The 18,496-nt window shown below is 64.6% G+C and carries 18 protein-coding genes; 8 read left to right on the top strand and 10 right to left on the bottom strand.

The genetic code is table 11. The features are described from left to right. Nucleotides 1-2 precede the first annotated feature (2 nt). The 5 genes from hisC (at nucleotide 3) to CR917_RS02600 (ending at nucleotide 4,051) form a co-directional block, all read left to right on the top strand. The gene (hisC, locus tag CR917_RS02620; RefSeq protein WP_043862444.1) at nucleotides 3-1,049 is read left to right on the top strand and encodes a histidinol-phosphate transaminase; all 1,047 of its coding nucleotides are present in this window, start codon (nucleotides 3-5) and stop codon (nucleotides 1,047-1,049) included. 130 nt (nucleotides 1,050-1,179) lie between these two features. Next, the gene (locus tag CR917_RS02615; RefSeq protein ID WP_043862443.1) at nucleotides 1,180-1,827 is read left to right on the top strand and encodes a FadR/GntR family transcriptional regulator; all 648 of its coding nucleotides are present in this window, start codon (nucleotides 1,180-1,182) and stop codon (nucleotides 1,825-1,827) included. Beyond that, nucleotides 1,817-3,094: an MFS transporter gene (locus tag CR917_RS02610; RefSeq protein WP_100633030.1), complete on the top strand. Its 1,278-nt coding sequence runs from the start codon at nucleotides 1,817-1,819 to the stop codon at nucleotides 3,092-3,094. Before CR917_RS02615 ends, CR917_RS02610 begins: the two co-directional genes overlap by 11 nt. A 152-nt stretch (nucleotides 3,095-3,246) precedes the next feature. After that, a complete protein-coding gene (locus CR917_RS02605; protein ID WP_043862441.1) occupies nucleotides 3,247-3,717 on the top strand; it encodes a nuclear transport factor 2 family protein in 471 nt (156 codons plus the stop codon). 40 nt (nucleotides 3,718-3,757) lie between these two features. Continuing rightward, nucleotides 3,758-4,051: a GIY-YIG nuclease family protein gene (locus CR917_RS02600; RefSeq protein ID WP_229589547.1), complete on the top strand. Its 294-nt coding sequence runs from the start codon at nucleotides 3,758-3,760 to the stop codon at nucleotides 4,049-4,051. Here CR917_RS02600 and yejK read toward each other — a convergent pair. Continuing rightward, entirely contained in the window at nucleotides 4,032-5,039 is a 1,008-nt protein-coding gene (gene yejK / locus CR917_RS02595; RefSeq protein ID WP_043862439.1) for a nucleoid-associated protein YejK, read from the bottom strand. The genes CR917_RS02600 and yejK overlap by 20 nt on opposite strands. A gap of 408 nt (nucleotides 5,040-5,447) precedes the next feature. Between yejK and CR917_RS02590 the strand changes: the two genes are divergently transcribed. Then, nucleotides 5,448-5,729, top strand: a complete 282-nt coding sequence (locus CR917_RS02590; protein ID WP_009398256.1) for an HU family DNA-binding protein — start codon at nucleotides 5,448-5,450, stop codon at nucleotides 5,727-5,729. A gap of 72 nt (nucleotides 5,730-5,801) precedes the next feature. On the opposite strand, the gene rlmF is transcribed toward CR917_RS02590, so the two are convergent. The 5 genes from rlmF to CR917_RS02565 form a co-directional block, all read right to left on the bottom strand. Further along, a complete protein-coding gene (gene rlmF / locus CR917_RS02585; RefSeq protein ID WP_043862438.1) occupies nucleotides 5,802-6,764 on the bottom strand; it encodes a 23S rRNA (adenine(1618)-N(6))-methyltransferase RlmF in 963 nt (320 codons plus the stop codon). 145 nt (nucleotides 6,765-6,909) lie between these two features. Beyond that, the gene (locus tag CR917_RS02580) at nucleotides 6,910-9,756 is read right to left on the bottom strand and encodes a valine--tRNA ligase (RefSeq protein WP_043862437.1); all 2,847 of its coding nucleotides are present in this window, start codon (nucleotides 9,754-9,756) and stop codon (nucleotides 6,910-6,912) included. A 170-nt stretch (nucleotides 9,757-9,926) separates the two neighbouring features. Further along, nucleotides 9,927-10,292, bottom strand: coding sequence for a hypothetical protein (locus CR917_RS02575; RefSeq protein ID WP_043862436.1), 366 nt, complete (start codon nucleotides 10,290-10,292; stop codon nucleotides 9,927-9,929). 2 nt (nucleotides 10,293-10,294) lie between these two features. Further along, on the bottom strand, nucleotides 10,295-10,723 hold the full coding sequence (locus tag CR917_RS02570) for a DNA polymerase III subunit chi (protein ID WP_043862523.1): 429 nt from the start codon (nucleotides 10,721-10,723) through the stop codon (nucleotides 10,295-10,297). 51 nt (nucleotides 10,724-10,774) lie between these two features. Beyond that, entirely contained in the window at nucleotides 10,775-12,268 is a 1,494-nt protein-coding gene (locus CR917_RS02565) for a leucyl aminopeptidase (protein WP_054916377.1), read from the bottom strand. A 287-nt stretch (nucleotides 12,269-12,555) separates the two neighbouring features. Between CR917_RS02565 and lptF the strand changes: the two genes are divergently transcribed. Next, complete coding sequence (lptF, locus tag CR917_RS02560) at nucleotides 12,556-13,671, top strand: LPS export ABC transporter permease LptF (protein WP_043862434.1); 1,116 nt, start codon at nucleotides 12,556-12,558, stop codon at nucleotides 13,669-13,671. Continuing rightward, nucleotides 13,664-14,725, top strand: a complete 1,062-nt coding sequence (gene lptG, locus CR917_RS02555) for an LPS export ABC transporter permease LptG (protein ID WP_054916376.1) — start codon at nucleotides 13,664-13,666, stop codon at nucleotides 14,723-14,725. Before lptF ends, lptG begins: the two co-directional genes overlap by 8 nt. Before the next feature lie 83 nt (nucleotides 14,726-14,808). On the opposite strand, the gene CR917_RS02550 is transcribed toward lptG, so the two are convergent. The 4 genes from CR917_RS02550 to CR917_RS02535 form a co-directional block, all read right to left on the bottom strand. After that, on the bottom strand, nucleotides 14,809-15,297 hold the full coding sequence (locus CR917_RS02550; RefSeq protein ID WP_043862432.1) for an RDD family protein: 489 nt from the start codon (nucleotides 15,295-15,297) through the stop codon (nucleotides 14,809-14,811). 97 nt (nucleotides 15,298-15,394) lie between these two features. Next, nucleotides 15,395-15,607, bottom strand: coding sequence for a cold-shock protein (locus CR917_RS02545; protein WP_003175786.1), 213 nt, complete (start codon nucleotides 15,605-15,607; stop codon nucleotides 15,395-15,397). A 340-nt stretch (nucleotides 15,608-15,947) separates the two neighbouring features. Then, on the bottom strand, nucleotides 15,948-17,072 hold the full coding sequence (gene gcvT / locus CR917_RS02540) for a glycine cleavage system aminomethyltransferase GcvT (protein ID WP_058541434.1): 1,125 nt from the start codon (nucleotides 17,070-17,072) through the stop codon (nucleotides 15,948-15,950). Between the two features lie 29 nt (nucleotides 17,073-17,101). Beyond that, the gene (locus tag CR917_RS02535; RefSeq protein WP_078479978.1) at nucleotides 17,102-18,478 is read right to left on the bottom strand and encodes an L-serine ammonia-lyase; all 1,377 of its coding nucleotides are present in this window, start codon (nucleotides 18,476-18,478) and stop codon (nucleotides 17,102-17,104) included. Between the last annotated feature and the right edge of the window lie 18 nt (nucleotides 18,479-18,496).

The following is an 18,496-nucleotide window of genomic DNA, read 5'->3' as shown; positions in this document are numbered from 1 at the left end:
GCATGAGCAAATTCTGGAGCCCCTTCGTCAAGGACCTGGTGCCTTACGTGCCGGGCGAGCAGCCCAAGCTGAGCAAGCTGGTCAAGCTCAACACCAACGAAAACCCCTATGGCCCTTCGCCAAAGGCGCTGGAGGCCATGCGCGGCGAGCTCAACGACAACCTGCGCCTGTACCCGGACCCCAATGGCGACCGGCTCAAGCAGGCGGTGGCCAGCTACTACGGCGTGCAGGCCAGCCAGGTGTTCCTGGGCAACGGTTCGGACGAAGTGCTCGCGCACATTTTCCACGGCCTGTTCCAGCACGATGCGCCGCTGCTGTTCCCCGACATCAGCTACAGCTTCTACCCGGTGTACTGCGGCCTGTACGGCATCCCGTATGAGGCGGTAGCGCTGGACGAGCAGTTCCAGATTCGTGTCGAGGATTACCAGCGCGCCAACGGCGGCATCATCTTCCCCAACCCGAACGCACCCACTGGCTGCCTGCTGGCGCTGGAGGCAGTCGAGCAGATGCTGCAGGCCAACCCTGATTCGGTGGTGGTGGTCGACGAAGCCTACATCGACTTCGGCGGCCAGACCGCCATCAGCCTGGTGGACCGCTACCCGAACCTGCTGGTGACCCAGACCTTGTCCAAGTCGCGTTCCCTGGCCGGCCTGCGGGTCGGGCTGGCGGTCGGCCACCCGGACCTGATCGAGGCGCTGGAGCGCATCAAGAACAGCTTCAACTCCTATCCGCTGGATCGCCTGGCCATCGTCGGCGCGGCGGCGGCGTTCGAGGACCAGGCGTATTTCGAACAGACCTGCCGTCAGGTGATCGACAGCCGGGAGCAGTTGGTGGCGCAGTTGACCGACCGCGGTTTCCAGGTGCTGCCGTCGGCGGCCAACTTCATCTTTGCCCGTCACCCCGAGCAGGATGCCGCTGCGCTGGCGGCCAAGTTGCGCGAGCAGGGCGTGATCGTGCGCCACTTCAAGCAGCAGCGCATCGCGCAGTTCCTGCGTATCAGCATCGGTACGCCCGAGCAGAACCAGGCGCTGCTCGACGCCTTGAACTGATCGCGCCTTGTCTTTCGCCAGCTAGGCGGGCTCCTGCGGGAGCCGGCCTAGCTGCCGATTGCATCGACGTGGCCCGACAGGCTATTCTCCGCTCCTCAGATTCGTCCGATGATTGGATGTAAGCACGTCAATGACTCAACTCATCAAACGCTCCCTTGTCGAGCAGGCCGTCGAACAACTGCGCCAGCGCGTCGCCGATGGCGCCTGGGCCGTCGGCCAGCGCCTGCCCACCGAGCCCGAACTGGCCCTGGAACTGGGCATCAGTCGCAATACCGTGCGTGAAGCGATGCGCGTGCTCGCCTTCAGCGGCCTGGTCGAAGTGCGCCAGGGCGACGGTACCTACCTGCGCGCCAATGTCGACCCGCTGGCCACCGTGCAGGTGCTGTCGCGTTGCAGCCTCGAGCAGGCCCGCGAAACCCGGCACATCCTCGAAGCCGAGGCCATCGGGCTGGCGGCGCTGCGCCGCACCGACGACGACCTCAAGGGGCTGCATGAAGCCCTGCAGCACAGCGCCGAGCACTTTCACGACGACCTCGACAGCTACGTGGCCTGCGACCTGGTGTTTCACCAGCGCCTGGTGGACGCCGCACACAACCCGGCATTGAGCGAGCTGTACCGCTACTTCTCCGCCGTGGTGGCGTGCGCCGTGCACCACAACATGCGCGAATCGCGTTGCCAGGGCGTGTTCGACCTGCACCGCGACATCCTGCAGGCGGTCGAGCAACGCGACCCGGAACGGGCCAAGGCCCTGAGCAGAACCCTTATCAATGAAGCCTGACGCAGAGACAGCCATGCCCAAACCCAACCCGCCGCTCGAAGAACTCCTGATCGACGCCGAAGCCGACGACGCCCAGCTGCAACCGCCCGCCGTGCTGCAGCGCCCGTGGCTGTTGCTGCTGGGGCTGGTACTGGTGGCACTGAACCTGCGCCCGGCGCTGTCGAGCATGGCGCCGTTGCTCGGGCAGGTGTCCGACAGCCTGGGGCTGAGTGCTTCGCAGGCCGGCCTGCTGACCACGCTGCCGGTACTGTGCCTGGGCCTGTTCGCGCCGCTGGCACCGATCCTGGCGCGTCGCTTCGGCAGCGAGCGGGTGGTGCTGGGCATTCTGCTCACGCTGGCGTGCGGCATCTTGCTGCGCAGCTCGCTGGGCAGTGTGGGGCTGTTTGCCGGCAGCATCCTGGCCGGGGCCAGCATCGGCGTGATTGGCGTGCTGCTGCCGGGCATCGTCAAGCGCGACTTCCCCAAGCATGCCGGCGCCCTGACCGGCGTGTACACCATGGCCCTGTGCCTGGGCGCGGCCCTGGCGGCCGGCGCCACCGTGCCGTTGAGCCAGCACTTCGACGACAGCTGGGCGCTGGGCCTGGGTGTCTGGCTGATTCCGGCGGTGGTGGCGGCGCTGTTCTGGCTGCCCCAGGCGCGCCACGGGCATGGCAAGCATGCGGTGGCTTATCGGGTGAGGGGGCTGCTGCGCGATCCGCTGGCCTGGCAGGTGACCCTGTACATGGGCCTGCAGTCGTCGCTGGCGTACATCGTGTTCGGCTGGCTGCCCTCGATTCTGATCGGCCGTGGCCTGAGCCCGACCGAGGCCGGGCTGGTGCTGTCCGGTTCGGTGATCGTGCAACTGGCCAGTGCCCTGACCGCGCCGTGGCTGGCCACCCGTGGCAAGGACCAGCGCCTGGCCATCGTGCTGGTGATGCTGCTGACCCTGGCCGGCCTGTTCGGCTGCCTGTATGCCCCGTTAGGCGGGCTGTGGGGCTGGGCGGTGGTACTGGGTATCGGGCAGGGCGGCACCTTTGCCCTGGCGCTGACCCTGATCGTGTTGCGGTCGAAGGACTCGCATGTGGCTGCCAACCTGTCGAGCATGGCCCAGGGCATCGGCTATACCCTGGCCTCGATGGGGCCGTTCGCGGTGGGCCTGGTGCATGACGTGACCGGTGGCTGGGACGCAGTGGGCTGGATCTTCGCGGTGCTGGGCGTGGGTGCGATCGGTTTCGGGCTCAAGGCGGGGCGGGCGTTGCAGGTGGGTGTGGTCAGCGAACGGGTCTGACTTCGCGTGGCTGCCATTGCGGGTCTGCACTGCACCTGTGGGAGCGGGCCTGACCCGCGATGGGGCACATCATTCGCACCGTATATACCCGTAGCTTTCAGCCATCACTCGGCCTATCGTTCACGTCCGTTCCCCTGTAATGGACCGCGCCCATGAGCGACGCCAACATCGCGCTGATCACACGTTTCTACCAGGCCTTCCAGCGCCTCGACGCCGAGGCCATGGTCGCCTGCTACAGCCCCGAGGTGGTGTTCAGCGACCCGGCCTTCGGTACCCTGCGTGGCAAGGACGCCGCCGACATGTGGCGCATGCTCGCCAGTCGCGCCAAGGATTTCTCCCTGACCTTCGACAGCGTGCGCGCCGACGAGCGCAGCGCCACTGCGCACTGGGTGGCCACCTACCTGTTCAGCCAGACCGGTCGCGTAGTGGTCAACGACATCCAGGCACGTTTCGTGATCCGCGACGGGTTGATCGTCGAGCATCACGATCATTTCGACCTGTGGCGCTGGGCCCGCCAGGCGCTGGGTACCAAGGGCCTGCTGCTGGGCTGGACACCGCTGGTACAGGGCAAGATTCGCCAACAGGCGGCAAAAGGCCTGCGCGCATTTCAGGCCGGGCGTTGACGGGGTAAGCTGTCGCCTTCACCCCTGTACGCAGATGCCCGTGACCGAAACCCCCACCTCTCGCAAACCCTGGTATGTCTATCTGGTACGCACCGCCAACGGTTCGTTGTACTGCGGCATCAGTGACAACCCCGAGCGCCGTTTCAATGCGCATCAGAGCGGCCGCGGTGCGCGTTACTTCAGCACCAGCCCGGCAGTGGCGCTGGTGTATGTGGAAGCCTGGCCGGACAAGGCCGAGGCGCTGCGCCAGGAACGCCTGGTGAAGAAGCTGCGCAAGTCGGCCAAGGAGGCACTGGTGGCCTCCTGGACGGGGCTCAGTCCTTGCGACGCTTGAGCTGATCGGTGAGCTGGGTGGGCAGGCCCTTGATGATCAGGGTGCCGGCCTCTTCGTCGTACTCGATCTTCGAGCCCAGCAGGTGTGCCTCGAAGCTGATCGACAGGCCCTCGGCGCGGCCGGTGAAGCGGCGGAACTGGTTCAGGGTGCGCTTGTCGGCCGGGATCTCCGGCGACAGGCCGTAGTCCTTGTTGCGGATATGGTCATAGAAGGCCCGTGGGCGGTCCTCGTCGATCAGTTCCGACAGCTCGCTCAGGGTCACTGGCTCGCCTGCCTTGGTCTGGCTGGTGGCGTACTCGACCAGGGTCTGGGTCTTTTCGCGGGCGGCTTCCTCGGGCAGGTCCTCGCTCTCGACGAAGTCGCTGAAGGCCTTGAGCAGGGTGCGGGTCTCTCCCGGGCCGTCGACGCCTTCCTGGCAGCCGATGAAGTCGCGGAAGTACTCCGAGACCTTCTTGCCGTTCTTGCCCTTGATGAACGAGATGTACTGCTTGGACTGCTTGTTGTTCTGCCACTCGGAGATGTTGATGCGAGCAGCCAGGTGCAGCTGGCCCAGGTCCAGGTGGCGCGAGGGGGTCACGTCCAGGTCGGCGTTCACCGCCACACCTTCGCTGTGGTGCAGCAGGGCGATGGCCAGGTAGTCGGTCATGCCTTGCTGGTAGTGGGCGAACAGTACGTGGCCACCGGTGGACAGGTTCGACTCTTCCATCAGTTTCTGCAGGTGCTCGACGGCCACGCGGCTGAAGGCGGTGAAGGTCTTGCCTTCATCCAGGTATTCCTTCAACCAGCCGCTGAACGGATGGGCGCCGGACTCGGCGTGGAACAGGCCCCAGGCTTTGCCCTGTTTGGCGTTGTAGCTGTCGTTGAGGTCGGCCAGCAGGTTCTCGATGGCGGTCGACTCGGCCAGTTCCGAGTCGCGTGCGTGCAGCACGGCAGGGCTGCCATCGGGTTTCTTGTCGATCAGGTGGACGATGCAATGACGGATCGGCATGGGATTCTCGGCTGAAAATAGGGCGCGACATACGGCGCTGCAAAGCGGCCAAGTGTAACCCAGCCGGGGGCTTGAGCAGGGTATGGATGTGTGTCGACGCAAGGGTTGTTCATTTTTTGTGCGATTTTTTGCGAAATTTGCTGCAAACCCCCGAAAAACCAGAACATTTGGCCTGTGGGAGGCGGATATTTATCGCTTCGTGTGGTAGTTTTGCCCGGTCTTGCGCACCGCGTGTGGCGCATTGCTGGCAGACCGCTGATGTCACGTCGAACCAAACGCATTTTTGTGTATCTACATACGCGATTGGCAATGGATATACCCCGGACCGCCGAAGACTCGCGGGTCTGGGCCGATGGCTGACGCTGCACTCTGCAAACCAACTGAATTTGATAGGGAAGGAACACCACCATGGCATTGACCAAAGACCAACTGATCGCCGATATCGCCGAAGCTATCGACGCGCCGAAAACCACCGCGCGTAACGCTCTGGAGCAACTGGGCCAGATCGTTGCTGATCAACTGGAAAATGGCAGCGAAATCACCCTGCCGGGTATCGGCAAGCTGAAGATCACCGAGCGTCCTGCCCGTACCGGTCGTAACCCTTCGACTGGCGCTGCCATCGAAATCGCTGCCAAGAAAGTCGTCAAGTTCGTTCCAGCCAAAGTGCTGACCGACGCTGTAAACAAGTAATTGTAAACAGCTTCTGAAAACCGCGTCCGGTGCGAGCCAGGCGCGGTTTTTTTGTGGGTGCTGCGCATGCCCCTAGGGGGCGGGTTTCGTCCAGCGCAGCTGGCGCCACGCTGCGCGCGCCTGAGGTGTCTGGAAGGTCCAGGCCACCAGGCGGCTCTGTTTCTGCCCCTGGCCCATCTCCAGCACGCGGTGCTCTACTGCGCCGGCCTTGTTCAGGGCCGCCTCGATACCCGGCAGGTTCGATGCCTTCGACACCAGGCTGCTAAACCACAGCACCTGTTGGCCCAGGGCCACGCTTTCATTCACCAGCTGGCTGACAAAGCGGATTTCACCGCCCTCGCACCACAGCTCGTTGTTCTGCCCCCCAAAGTTCAGTACCGGCAGCTTGCGCTTGGGGTCGGCCTTGCCCAGCGCCCGCCATTTGCGCTGGCTGCCACGGGTGGCTTCGTCACGCGAGGCGTGGAAGGGCGGGTTGCACAGGGTGACGTCGAAGCGTTCGTCGCTCTTGAGCAGGCCGGCGAGGATCTGCCGCGCATTGCCCTGCTGGCGCAGGCTGATGACCTTGCCCAGCCCGTTGGCCTGCACGATGGCCTTGGCGGCGCCCAGGGCCACCGGGTCGATGTCCGAGCCCAGGAAGCGCCAGCGGTAGTCGACGTGACCCAGCAGCGGATAGATGCAGTTGGCCCCGACCCCCACATCCAGTGCCTGGATCATCGCACCCCGCGGAATCTCGCCACCGTTGTCGGTGGCCAGCAGGTCGGCCAGGCCATGCAGGTAGTCGGCGCGGCCGGGTATGGGCGGGCACAGGTAGTCGGCCGGGATGTCCCAGTGCTGGATGCCGTACTGGGCCTTGAGCAGGGCGCGGTTGAACACGCGCACTGCCTCGGGGTCGGCGAAATCGATGCTCGGCTTGCCGTGGGGGTTGGTGATCATGAAGCGGCCCAGCTCCGGGCTGCTCTTGATCAGTTGCGGGAAGTCGTAGCGACCCTGGTGGCGGTTGCGCGGGTGCAGGGTGGGTTTGTTGGGTGTGGTCATGAAAGTCCCATAAAAAACGCCGGCAAGACGGGCCCCCTGTAGGAGCCGGCCTTGCCGGCGATGCAAGGCGCAGCCTTGCCAGTGCAGGTAGCAGGGCAGTGTCGCCTGCTTCGCCGGCAAGGCCGGCTCCTACAGTCAGTGAGTATTACAAGGCGGCAATCCGCGCATGCTGCTCGGTGAAGTTGGCCAGGGCCTGTTCGGCCTCGGCCAGCTTGGCGCGCTCCTTGTCGATCACCGCAGGCGGCGCCTTGTCGACGAACGCCGGGTTGGACAGCTTGCCGCCCACCCGCTGCACTTCGCCTTGCAGGCGCTGGATTTCCTTGTTCAGACGCGCCAGCTCGGCATCCTTGTCGATCAGCCCGGCCATCGGCACCAGCACCTGCAGGTCACCGACCAGGGCGGTGGCGCTCAGCGGCGCCTCGTCCTGCTCGCCCAGCACGGTGAAGGATTCGATCTTGGCCAGCTTCTTGAGCAGTGCCTCGTTTTCCTGCAGGCGACGCACGTCTTCGGCACTGGCGTTCTTGAGGAACAGCTGCAATGGCTTGCCCGGGCCGATGTTCATTTCGCCACGGATGTTGCGCACGCCCAGCATCAGTTCCTTGAGCCACTCGATATCGCCTTCGGCCGCTTCATCGATGCGGCTTTCGTTGGCCACCGGCCACGGCTGCAGCATGATGGTCTTGCCTTCGATACCGGCCAGCGGCGCCAGGCGCTGCCAGATTTCCTCAGTGATGAACGGCATGAACGGGTGCGCCAGGCGCAGCGCCACTTCCAGCACGCGGACCAGGGTGCGACGGGTGCCGCGCTGGCGTTCGACCGGTGCGTTCTCGTCCCACAGTACCGGCTTGGACAGCTCCAGGTACCAGTCGCAGTACTGGTTCCAGATGAACTCGTACAGCGCCTGGGCGGCCAGGTCGAAGCGGAACTGGTCCAGCTGTCGGGTCACTTCGGCTTCGGTGCGCTGCAGCTGCGAGATGATCCAGCGGTCGGCCAGCGACAGCTCGTAGGCCTCGCCGTTCTGGCCGCAGTCCTCGCCCTTGTCCAGCACGTAGCGCGCGGCGTTCCAGATCTTGTTGCAGAAGTTGCGATAGCCTTCGACGCGGCCCATGTCGAACTTGATGTCGCGACCGGTGGACGCCAGCGAGCAGAAGGTGAAGCGCAGGGCATCGGTGCCGTAGCTGGCGATGCCTTCGGGGAACTCGGCCTTGGTCTGCTTGGCGATCTTGTCGGCCAGCTTGGGCTGCATCAGGCCGCTGGTGCGTTTCTCCAGCAGCGCGTCCAGGGTGATGCCGTCGACGATGTCCAGCGGGTCGAGCACGTTGCCCTTGGACTTGGACATCTTCTGCCCCTGGCCATCACGAACCAGACCATGCACGTACACGGTCTTGAACGGCACCTGCGGGGTACCGTCCTCGTTCTTCACCAGGTGCATGGTCAACATGATCATCCGGGCAACCCAGAAGAAGATGATGTCGAAACCGGTCACCAGCACGTCGGTGGAGTGGAAGGTCTTGAGGAATTCGGTCTGCTGCGGCCAGCCCAAGGTGGAGAAGGTCCACAGGCCCGAGCTGAACCAGGTGTCGAGCACGTCGTTGTCCTGGTTCAGGACCACGTCGTCGCCCAGCTGGTGCTTGGCGCGCACTTCTTCTTCGCTGCGCCCCACATAGACCTTGCCCGACACGTCGTACCAGGCCGGAATGCGGTGGCCCCACCACAGCTGGCGGCTGATGCACCAGTCCTGGATGTCGCGCATCCAGGAGAAGTACATGTTCTCGTACTGCTTGGGCACGAACTGGATGCGGCCGTCTTCGACAGCGGCGATCGCAGGCTCGGCCAGCGGCTTGGTCGACACGTACCACTGGTCGGTCAGCCATGGCTCGATGATGGTGCCGGAGCGGTCGCCCTTGGGCACTTTCAAGGCGTGGTCGTCGACGCTGACCAGCAGGCCTGCGGCATCCAGGTCGGCAACGATCTGCTTGCGCGCCACGAAGCGGTCGAGGCCGGCGTAGGCGGCAGGCAGGCTGGCGTCCAGGCTTTCGTTCAGGCTGCCGTCGAGGTTGAACACCTGGGCTGCCGGCAGCACCGCAGCGTTCTTGTCGAAGATGTTGAGCAGCGGCAGGTTGTGGCGCTTGCCGACTTCGTAGTCGTTGAAGTCGTGGGCCGGGGTGATCTTCACGCAGCCGGTGCCGAATTCGGGGTCGCAGTAGTCATCGGCGATGATCGGGATCAGGCGACCGACCAGCGGCAGCTTGACGAACTTGCCGATCAGCGCCTGGTAGCGCTCGTCGTTCGGGTTGACGGCCACGGCGGCGTCGCCGAGCAGGGTTTCCGGACGGGTGGTGGCGACCACCAGGTGGTCCTTGCCGTCGGCCGTGGTGGCACCGTCGGCCAGCGGGTAGCGCAGGTTCCACAGATGGCCTTTCTCGTCGTGGCTTTCCACTTCGAGGTCGGAGATCGCCGTGTGCAGCTTGGTGTCCCAGTTGACCAGGCGCTTGCCGCGGTAGATCAGGCCGTCTTCATGCAGGCGCACGAAGGCTTCCTTGACCGCTTCGGACAGGCCGTCGTCCATGGTGAAGCGCTCGCGGCTCCAGTCTACCGACGAGCCCAGGCGGCGGATCTGGCGGCTGATGTTGCCACCGGACTGATCCTTCCATTCCCAGACTTTCTCGAGGAATTTGTCGCGGCCCAGGTCGTGACGGTTCTGGCCCTTGGCCTCCAGTTGACGCTCCACCAGCATCTGCGTGGCGATGCCGGCGTGGTCGGTGCCTGGTTGCCACAGGGTGTTGCGACCCTGCATGCGGCGAAAACGGATCAGGGCGTCCATGATCGCGTTGTTGAAGCCGTGACCCATGTGCAGGCTGCCGGTCACGTTCGGCGGCGGGATCATGATGGTGTACGAATCGCCCGCGCCTTGCGGGGCGAAATAATTCTCTGACTCCCAGGTGTTGTACCAGGAAGTTTCAATGGCGTGCGGCTGGTAGGTCTTATCCATGCGCGGCGGGACCCTATGGCATTTATTCAGGAAAGCCGAGAAGTATAGCGGGGATAAGGGCCGGGGCGTAGCGTGAGGTGCGGGAGTGGGGCAAAAAACTGTGGGGAATTCTTCGCGTAGGAGCCGGCCTTGCCGGCGAAGCGAGCCAAAGGCTCGCCCCCCGTTTTTGATTACGAGCGTGAGTTCAACAACCGCTCCAGGCGGGCATCCAGGCGCCGCTTGATCTCGTTCTCGATATGCGGGGTAAAGTCCTTGATCACATCCTGCATGATCAACTGCGCCGCCGCGCGCAGTTCGCTGTCCAGGTGCAGCAGGGTGTCCTGGCGGCGCGCCTGCGGGTCGGGCTCGGCAGCCGGCTCGGCAGCCACCGGGGCCCGCGCTGCCGGTTCGGCCGGCTCGAGCAGCAACGGTATCTGCTCCTCGACGGTCTCGGTCAGCAGTGGCGGTTCCAGGGCATCGTCACCCAGCAACTGGCGAATCGACTCCAGATCGTCCAGCAAATGCGCAGGTTTTGGCATGGGGGCAGGTTTGTCCATCATCAGAGTCGCTGTAAACGGTGGTCTTGCAGAGCATAGCCCTGTTCACGGTAGAAACGGAAACTCTCCCGCGCCGCCGCACGAATGGCCGGCTCCTCCACCACGATCTCGGCAATGCGGGCAAAGCGTGCGGCAAAACCGGGTACCTTCAGGTCGAGATTGACCAGCAGGTCCTGATGATCGCCCGGGTCGTCACCGACCCCCAGCGCCACCGCGCCGTGCGGGTCGTCCTCGAGCGCGCTGTGGGGCACGAAGGCCTCGCCCTTGAACGCCCACAGCCGCGCATCCAGCTCGTCGCGCTGGGCCGCATCGCTGCAGTTGAGGTACACGCGGTGCCCAAGGCGCCAGGCCTTTTCGCACAGCTTGCAGGCGAAATCCAGCCGCGCGGCAGGCGCGGGGCTGGGCAGGATATAGAAGTCGACTTTGCTCATGGTGGGGTGGCCCACCGGCTACGCCTTGCAGTGCGGCCGGTGGACGGCGCCTCAGGCGTTGGCGCGATCGAGCAGGTATTGGGTCAGCAGCGGTACCGGGCGGCCAGTGGCGCCCTTGTCCTTGCCGCCGCTGGTCCAGGCCGTGCCGGCGATGTCCAGGTGGGCCCAGTGGTAGGCCTTGGCAAAGCGCGACAGGAAGCAGCCGGCGGTAATGCTGCCCGCCTTCGGGCCGCCGATGTTGGCGATGTCGGCGAACGGGCTGTCGAGCTGCTCCTGGTATTCGTCGAACAGCGGCAGTTGCCAGGCGCGGTCGTCGGCACGCTTGCCGGCGTCCAGCAGTTGGCCGATCAGTTCGTCGTCGTTGCCCATCAGGCCCGAGGTATGGCTGCCCAGGGCGACGATGCAGGCGCCGGTCAGGGTGGCGATGTCGATCACTGCCTGCGGCTTGAAGCGCTCCACGTAGGTCAGTGCGTCGCACAGCACCAGGCGGCCTTCGGCGTCGGTGTTGAGGATTTCGACGGTCTGCCCGCTCATGGTGGTGACGATGTCGCCCGGACGGCTGGCGCCACCGCTGGGCATGTTCTCGGCACAGGCCAGTACACACACCAGGTTGATCGGCAGCTTGAGTTCGAGCACGGCACGCAGGGTGCCGAACACGCTGGCTGCACCGCCCATGTCGTACTTCATTTCATCCATGCCGGCACCGGGCTTGAGGCTGATGCCGCCGGTGTCGAAGGTGATGCCCTTGCCCACCAGTACGTAAGGCTTCTCGCTCTTCTTGGCGGCGCCCTGGTAGCTGAGCACGATCAGGCGTGGCGGCTGATCGCTGCCCTGGCCCACGGCGTAGAACGCGCCCATGCCCAGGTCCTTGATCTTCTTCTCGTCCAGCACCTCGACCTTGAGGCCCTTGAACTCCTTGCCCAGCGCCTTGGCCTGTTCGGCCAGGTAGCTTGGGTGGCAGATGTTCGGCGGCAGGTTGCCCAGGTCGCGGGTGAAGCCCATGCCGTTGGCGATCGCGGTGGCGTGCTTGACGGCGCGCTCCACCTCGGCCAGGCCGGCCTTGTCGCTGAGCAGGGTGATCTTCTTCAGGGCGATCGGCTCGGCCTTCTTGCTCTTGTAATGATCGAATACATATTGACCATCGAGCAGGCTCTCGGCCAGCAGGCGTACCTTGCCGTAGTTGGCATCGCGGCCGGTCACGGCAACGTCGTCCAGTGCCAGCACCGCATCGCTGCCAGCCAGGCCCTTGAGCACGTTGAGCACGCTGCCCGCCAGCTTGCGCCAGGCGCGGTCGGCAAGGGCGTCCTTGCCGGTCCCCACCAGCAATACGCGCTCGGCCTTGACCCCGGCCAGGCCTTGCAGCAGCAGGGTCTGGCCGACCTTGCCGGCCAGGTCGCCGCGCTTGAGCACTGCGCTCAGGGCGCCGTTGCTGGCGTCGTCCACGGCCTTGGCGGTAGCGCCCAGTGTGCGGCCTTCACCCACGCTCAGTACCAGGGTGGCGGTTTTCAAGGATGCTGCGGCTACGCTTTTTACAACCAATTCCATGTCAGGGTCCCCGAATGAACTGTCAGTGCGCGCTGGCGGTGCAGGCGCTCGAAGCGGCCTGGCGCGCCGTGGCGGGCCAGTCAGAAAGCGCCCAGTTTGAGCCTGCGGCGGGCGCGCTGACAACCCCGAGATGAAGCTTTGCACGGCGCCAAGTGACAGGCACGGCCATTCACAGGATAATGCGCGCACTTTTGTCCGGGTTCGCCTTTGGCGGGCGGGCGACTATCTTGGTTGCAACGTTTTCCCTTGTTCGGCTGTCCGAGCCTGACAACCCAGGAGTGTCTGGTTTGATCGTCTTCCGTTATCTGTCCCGCGAGGTCCTGGTGACCTTGAGTGCCGTCAGCGCTGTGCTGCTGGTCATCATCATGAGCGGGCGCTTCATCAAATACCTGGCCCAGGCGGCCCAGGGCATGCTCGATCCGGGCGTACTGTTCCTGATCATGGGCTACCGCCTGCCGGGCTTTCTGCAACTGATCCTGCCGCTGGGCCTGTTTCTGGGCATCCTGCTGGCCTACGGCCGGCTGTACCTGGAAAGCGAGATGACCGTGCTCTCGGCAACCGGCATGAGCCAGCAGCGCCTGCTGGGCATGACCCTGATGCCGGCTGCACTGATCGCGGTGCTGGTAGCCTGGCTGAGCCTGAGCCTGGCGCCCCAGGGCGTGACCCAGGTATCGCAGATCATCAACCAGCAGGATGCGCTGACCGAGTTCGACACCCTGGTGCCGGGCCGCTTCCAGAACCTGCGCGACGGTTCGCGGGTCACCTACACCGAGCAGCTGTCGGATGACCGTTCAAAGCTGGCCGGCGTGTTCATTTCCGAGAAGCGACTGTCCCAGGACAAGAGCAAGGACCGTGGCATCTCCGTGCTGGTGGCCGAAAAGGGCCGTCAGGAAGTGCAGGCCGACGGCAACCGCTACCTGATCCTTGAAAACGGCTACCGCTACGACGGCAACCCGGGCCAGGCCGATTACCGCGCCATCAAGTACGACACCTACGGTGTGCTGCTGCCCAAGCCGGAGGTCAGCCAGGAAGTCACCGAGCGCGAGGCCATCCCGACGTCCGAACTGATCGGCAGTACCGGGCTGCGCGAGCGTGCCGAACTGCAGTGGCGCCTGTCGCTGCCGCTGCTGGTGTTCATCGTGACCCTGATGGCGGTGCCGCTGTCGCGGGTCAACCCGCGCCAGGGCCGTTTCCTCAAGCTGCTGCCGGCGATCCTTCTGTATATGGCTTACCTGACGATTCTGATTGCCGCCCGCGGCGCCCTGGAGAAAGGCAAGTTGCCGATCGGCCTGGGCCTGTGGCCGGTGCATGGGCTGTTCCTGCTGATCGGCCTGGGCCTGATGTTCTGGGAACCGCTGCGCCTCAAGCGCGCCAGCCGTCGTGCGGAGGTGGCCCGTGGCTAAACTCGATCGCTACATCGGCCAGAGCGTGTTCATGGCCATCATCGCCGTGCTGGGGATCATCCTCGGCCTGGCGTCGCTGTTCGCCTTCATCGACGAGATGGGCGACATCAGCGATACCTACACCTTGTGGGACGCGGGCAACTACGTGCTGCTGACCGCGCCACGGCGCCTGTACGACATGCTGCCGATGGCCGCGCTGATCGGCTGCCTGATCGGCCTGGGCAGCCTGGCCAGCAGCAGCGAACTGACCATCATGCGCGCTGCCGGCGTGTCCATCGGGCGCATCGTGTGGGCGGTCATGAAGCCGATGCTGGTACTGATGCTGATCGGCGTGCTGATGGGCGAGTACCTGGCACCCGTGACCGAGAACAAGGCCCAGGCCGACCGTTCGCTGGCGCAGGGTGGCGGTGAGGCGCAAAGCTCCAAGCGCGGCCTGTGGCACCGCCAGGGCGAAGAGTTCGTGCACATCAACACCGTGCAGCCCAATGGGCTGTTGCTGGGCGTGACGCGTTATCGCTTCGACAACGAGCGTCACATGCAGACCTCCAGCTTTGCGCGCAGGGCGCAATACACCCAGGGCCACTGGGAACTGACCGACGTGACCACCACGCACTTCCGTGGGGACCACACCGAAGTCATCCACAATGCCGAGGAGCGCTGGGACGTCGCCCTGACCCCCGAGCTGCTCAGCACCGTGGTACTGGCGCCCGAGTCGCTGTCGATCAGCGGGCTGTGGGACTACATTCACTACCTCTCCGACCAGGGCCTGAACAACGCGCGCTACTGGCTGGCGTTCTGGACCAAGGTGCTGCAACCGGTGGTCACGGCGGCGCTGGTACTGATGGCGGTGTCGTTCATCTTCGGCCCGCTGCGTTCGGTGACGCTGGGCCAGCGGGTGTTCACCGGGGTGCTGGTGGGCTTCGTGTTCCGCATCGCCCAGGACCTGCTGGGCCCTTCGAGCCAGGTGTTCGGCTTCCCGCCGCTGCTGGCGGTGGTGATCCCGGCGGCAATCTGTGCGCTGGCGGGGGTGTGGTTGCTACGCAGGGCGGGGTAGCGATTACCCTGGCCAACAAAAAGCCGACCTCAGGGTCGGCTTTTTCATTGGTTGCCTGTGCCGGCGAACGGTGCGCTGCGGTTCTACTTCTTGCGCTTGGGAATTCGCACCAGCTGGGTTTCCGAGTACATGTCATGCCAGGCGCGTTTTTTCTTGTCCACCAGCGACCACAGAAACCCCAGGCCCAGGCACAGCCACGACGCAATCGACACCACAAAGCGCAGCAGTGCCTGCCACAGGCTGATGGCACTGCCGTCGGCATTCTGCACGCGGATGCCCCATACCTGCATGCCAAGGGTCTGGCCGCCGTGGGTCCAGAACTTGGCGAAGAAGCCGAACAGCATGAACAGCAGAACGGTCGACAGCAACGGATCGCCATCCAGCGCCCCCGCCTCGGTCAGGGCGCGCATGCGCGTCTCGCCGATGATCGCCATCTGCACCATCTTGTACACCAGCGTGGTTACCATCAGCAGGGCGGTGCACAACAGGAAGTCATAGAACATCGCGGCCAGGCGACGGCCCAGGCCGACCACGGGGAACTCGCCCTGTGGTTGAAGAAGTTGCTTGGGCATGCGCTCAGGCTCCGGGTGACAAAGCGCCCATTCTACGGAATTGCGCGCACAAAAAAGCCCCTGCTGTTGCCAGCAGGGGCTCTTTCGTTGATGAAGATCAGGCTTCGGCTTGAACTTCGTCGGCTTGCATGCCTTTTTGGCCCTGCACAGCAACGAAGGTCACTTTCTGGCCTTCTTTCAGGCTCTTGAAGCCGTTGCCCTGAATAGCGCGGAAGTGTACGAACAGATCCGGACCGCTTTCTGGAGTGATGAAACCAAAACCTTTCTCGTCGTTAAACCACTTGACGGTACCGCTCTGACGTTGGGACATTGTCTTATTTCCTTTGAAACTTAGAATTAGTAACAGTTTCTTTCATTGAAAGAGTACTGGGCTGGGTTGCAGGAAAGTAAGAGACGTCGAACGGGTTGTAGCAAAACTCGGCGCTACTGCCCAGGTCACGAACCATAGCGACCCATGCAAACACAGTGCAGTGAATCTACACTCATTTCGATTGCAAAAACAAGTCCCGCAGAGCGCCGCACCACGGGGCCTGGCGGGAGATTTCCGGGGCTGTTTGCGGGCCGCTGTCGGGCGTGTTCGAAAGTTATAAAACGCGTTCGAAAACGAATATCCCGAACGCGCCATGACACCTTGTTTCAATTGCTCTGTTTCAGCCGCGATAGTAGCGCTGGGCAACGAACGGCATCTTGCTGACCTTCATCGCCACCCGTTTGCCGCGCACGATGGCCCACAGCGGTGTATCGAGCGCTGCATGGGCCTGGTCCACATATCCCATCGCCACTGGCGCGCCCAGCGTGGGCCCGAAGCCTCCGCTGCAGATGCTGCCGACCACCGTGCCGGCCTCATCCACGATCTCGGCCCCTTCGCGCACCGGGGTGCGCTCCTGCGGCAGCAGGCCGACGCGCTTGCGCGCCACGCCGCTGTGCTGCTGGGCGAAGATCGCAGCAGCGCCGGGGAAGCCTCCCGCCCGCGAGCCATCGGCGCGGCGTACCTTGGAGATGGCCCACAGCAGGCTCGCCTCGATCGGCGTGGTGTCGGCATTCATGTCATGCCCGTACAGGCACAGGCCGGCTTCCAGGCGCAGCGAGTCGCGCGCGCCCAGGCCGATGGCGGCCACTTCCGGCTCGGCCAGCAGGTGGCGGGCCAGGGCCTCGGCGCTGGCGCTGGGCACACTGATCTCGAAGCCGTCTTCGCCGGTGTAGCCCGAACGGCTCACGTAGCAGTCCACGCCCAGCAACACCACGGGCTTGAACTGCATGAAGGTCATGTCCGCCACCTCGGGGGCCAGGCGCTGCAGCACCTTGACCGCCGCCGGGCCCTGCAGGGCCAGCAAGGCGCGCTCTTCGAACAGCGGCTGCACCTGGCACAGCGTGCCGATGTGCTGGCGCAGGTGGGCCAGGTCCTGGTCCTTGCAGGCGGCGTTGACCACCAGGAACAGTTCGTCGTTGCCCAGGTTGGCCACCATCAGGTCGTCGAGGATGCCGCCCTGTTCGTTGGTGAACATCGCGTAACGCTGCATGCCCACCGGCAAATCGATGATGTCGACCGGCACCAGGGTTTCCAGGGCCTTGGCGGCATCGGCGCCCACCAGGCGGATCTGGCCCATGTGCGACACGTCGAACAGGCCGGCCTGTTCGCGGGTGTGCAGGTGCTCCTTGAGCACCCCCAGCGGGTACTGCACGGGCATGTCGTAGCCGGCGAACGGCACCATGCGCGCGCCCAGTTCCAGATGCAGGGCATGAAGCGGTGTTTGCAGCAGTGTGTCGGTGGACATTGATGACTCCTTCTAGAGGCTTGAGGTTGTCAGCACTCGATGATGTTGACGGCCAGACCGCCGCGGGCGGTCTCCTTGTATTTGCTTTTCATGTCGGCGCCGGTCTGGCGCATGGTGCGGATCACCTTGTCGAGCGAGACGAAGTGCTGCCCGTCGCCGCGCAAGGCCATGCGCACCGCGTTGATCGCCTTGACCGAGCCCATGGCATTGCGTTCGATGCAGGGCACCTGGACCAGCCCGCCAATCGGGTCGCAGGTCAGGCCCAGGTTGTGTTCCATGCCGATTTCGGCGGCGTTCTCGACCTGTTGCACGCTGCCGCCCAGCACCTCGCACAGGGCCCCGGCTGCCATCGAACAGGCCACCCCGACCTCACCCTGGCAGCCCACTTCGGCCCCCGAGATCGAGGCGTTTTCCTTGTACAGGATGCCGATGGCAGCGGCGGTGAGCAGAAAGCGCACCACGCCGTCTTCGCTGGCACCCCCGATGAAGCGCATGTAGTAGTGCAGCACCGCCGGCACGATGCCGGCAGCGCCATTGGTGGGTGCGGTGACCACGCGACCGCCGGAGGCATTCTCTTCGTTGACCGCCAGGGCATAGAGGTTGACCCAGTCGAGTACCGACAGCGCATCGCGCAGGCTCGCCTCGGGGTTGGCGCACAGCTGGCGGTGCAGGGCCGCAGCGCGGCGCTTGACCTTGAGCCCGCCGGGCAGAATGCCCTCGTTGCGACAGCCGGCAGCCACGCAGTCCTGCATCACTTGCCAGATGTGCAGCAGGCCGCTGCGAGTCTCGGCCTCGGGGCGCCAGGCCGATTCGTTGGCCAGCATCACCTGGCTGATGCTCAGGTGATGCGTGGTGCAGTGGCCAAGCAGTTCCCGGGCCGTCTTGAACGGGTAGGGCAGTGTGGTGCTGTCCTCGACGATACGATCGGCCCCGGCGGCGCCTTCGTCGACCACGAAACCGCCGCCCACCGAGTAGTACTCGCGGCTGCGTACCTGCAGGCCGGCGGCGTCGAAGGCACGAAAGATCATGCCGTTGGGGTGAAAGGCCAGCGGCTTGCGGATCATCGCCAGGTGCTGTTTTTCGTTGAACTCGATGGCGTGCTCGCCCAGCAGGTAGAGCTGCCCGCTGCTGCGGATCGCCTGCAGGCGCGCTGCGATGGTGTCGGTGTCGACGCTGTCGGGGTGTTCGCCCTCAAGCCCCAGCAGCACCGCCTTGTCGCTGCCGTGGCCCTTGCCGGTGGCGCCGAGCGAGCCGTACAGCTCGACCTTGACGCTGGCGGTACTGGCCAGCAGGTCGTCGCGGCGCAGGCCCTCGGCAAAACGCGCGGCTGCGCGCATCGGCCCGACGGTATGGGAGCTGGAGGGGCCGATGCCGATCTTGAACAGGTCGAAGACGCTGAGTGACATGGTCGTACCCTCGTGCAG

Source organism: Pseudomonas sp. BRM28 (assembly GCF_002939405.1).
Lineage (GTDB): Bacteria > Pseudomonadota > Gammaproteobacteria > Pseudomonadales > Pseudomonadaceae > Aquipseudomonas > Aquipseudomonas palmensis.
Note: the sequence above shows the minus strand (reverse complement) of the source record. Positions and strands in the feature narration are given on the sequence as shown.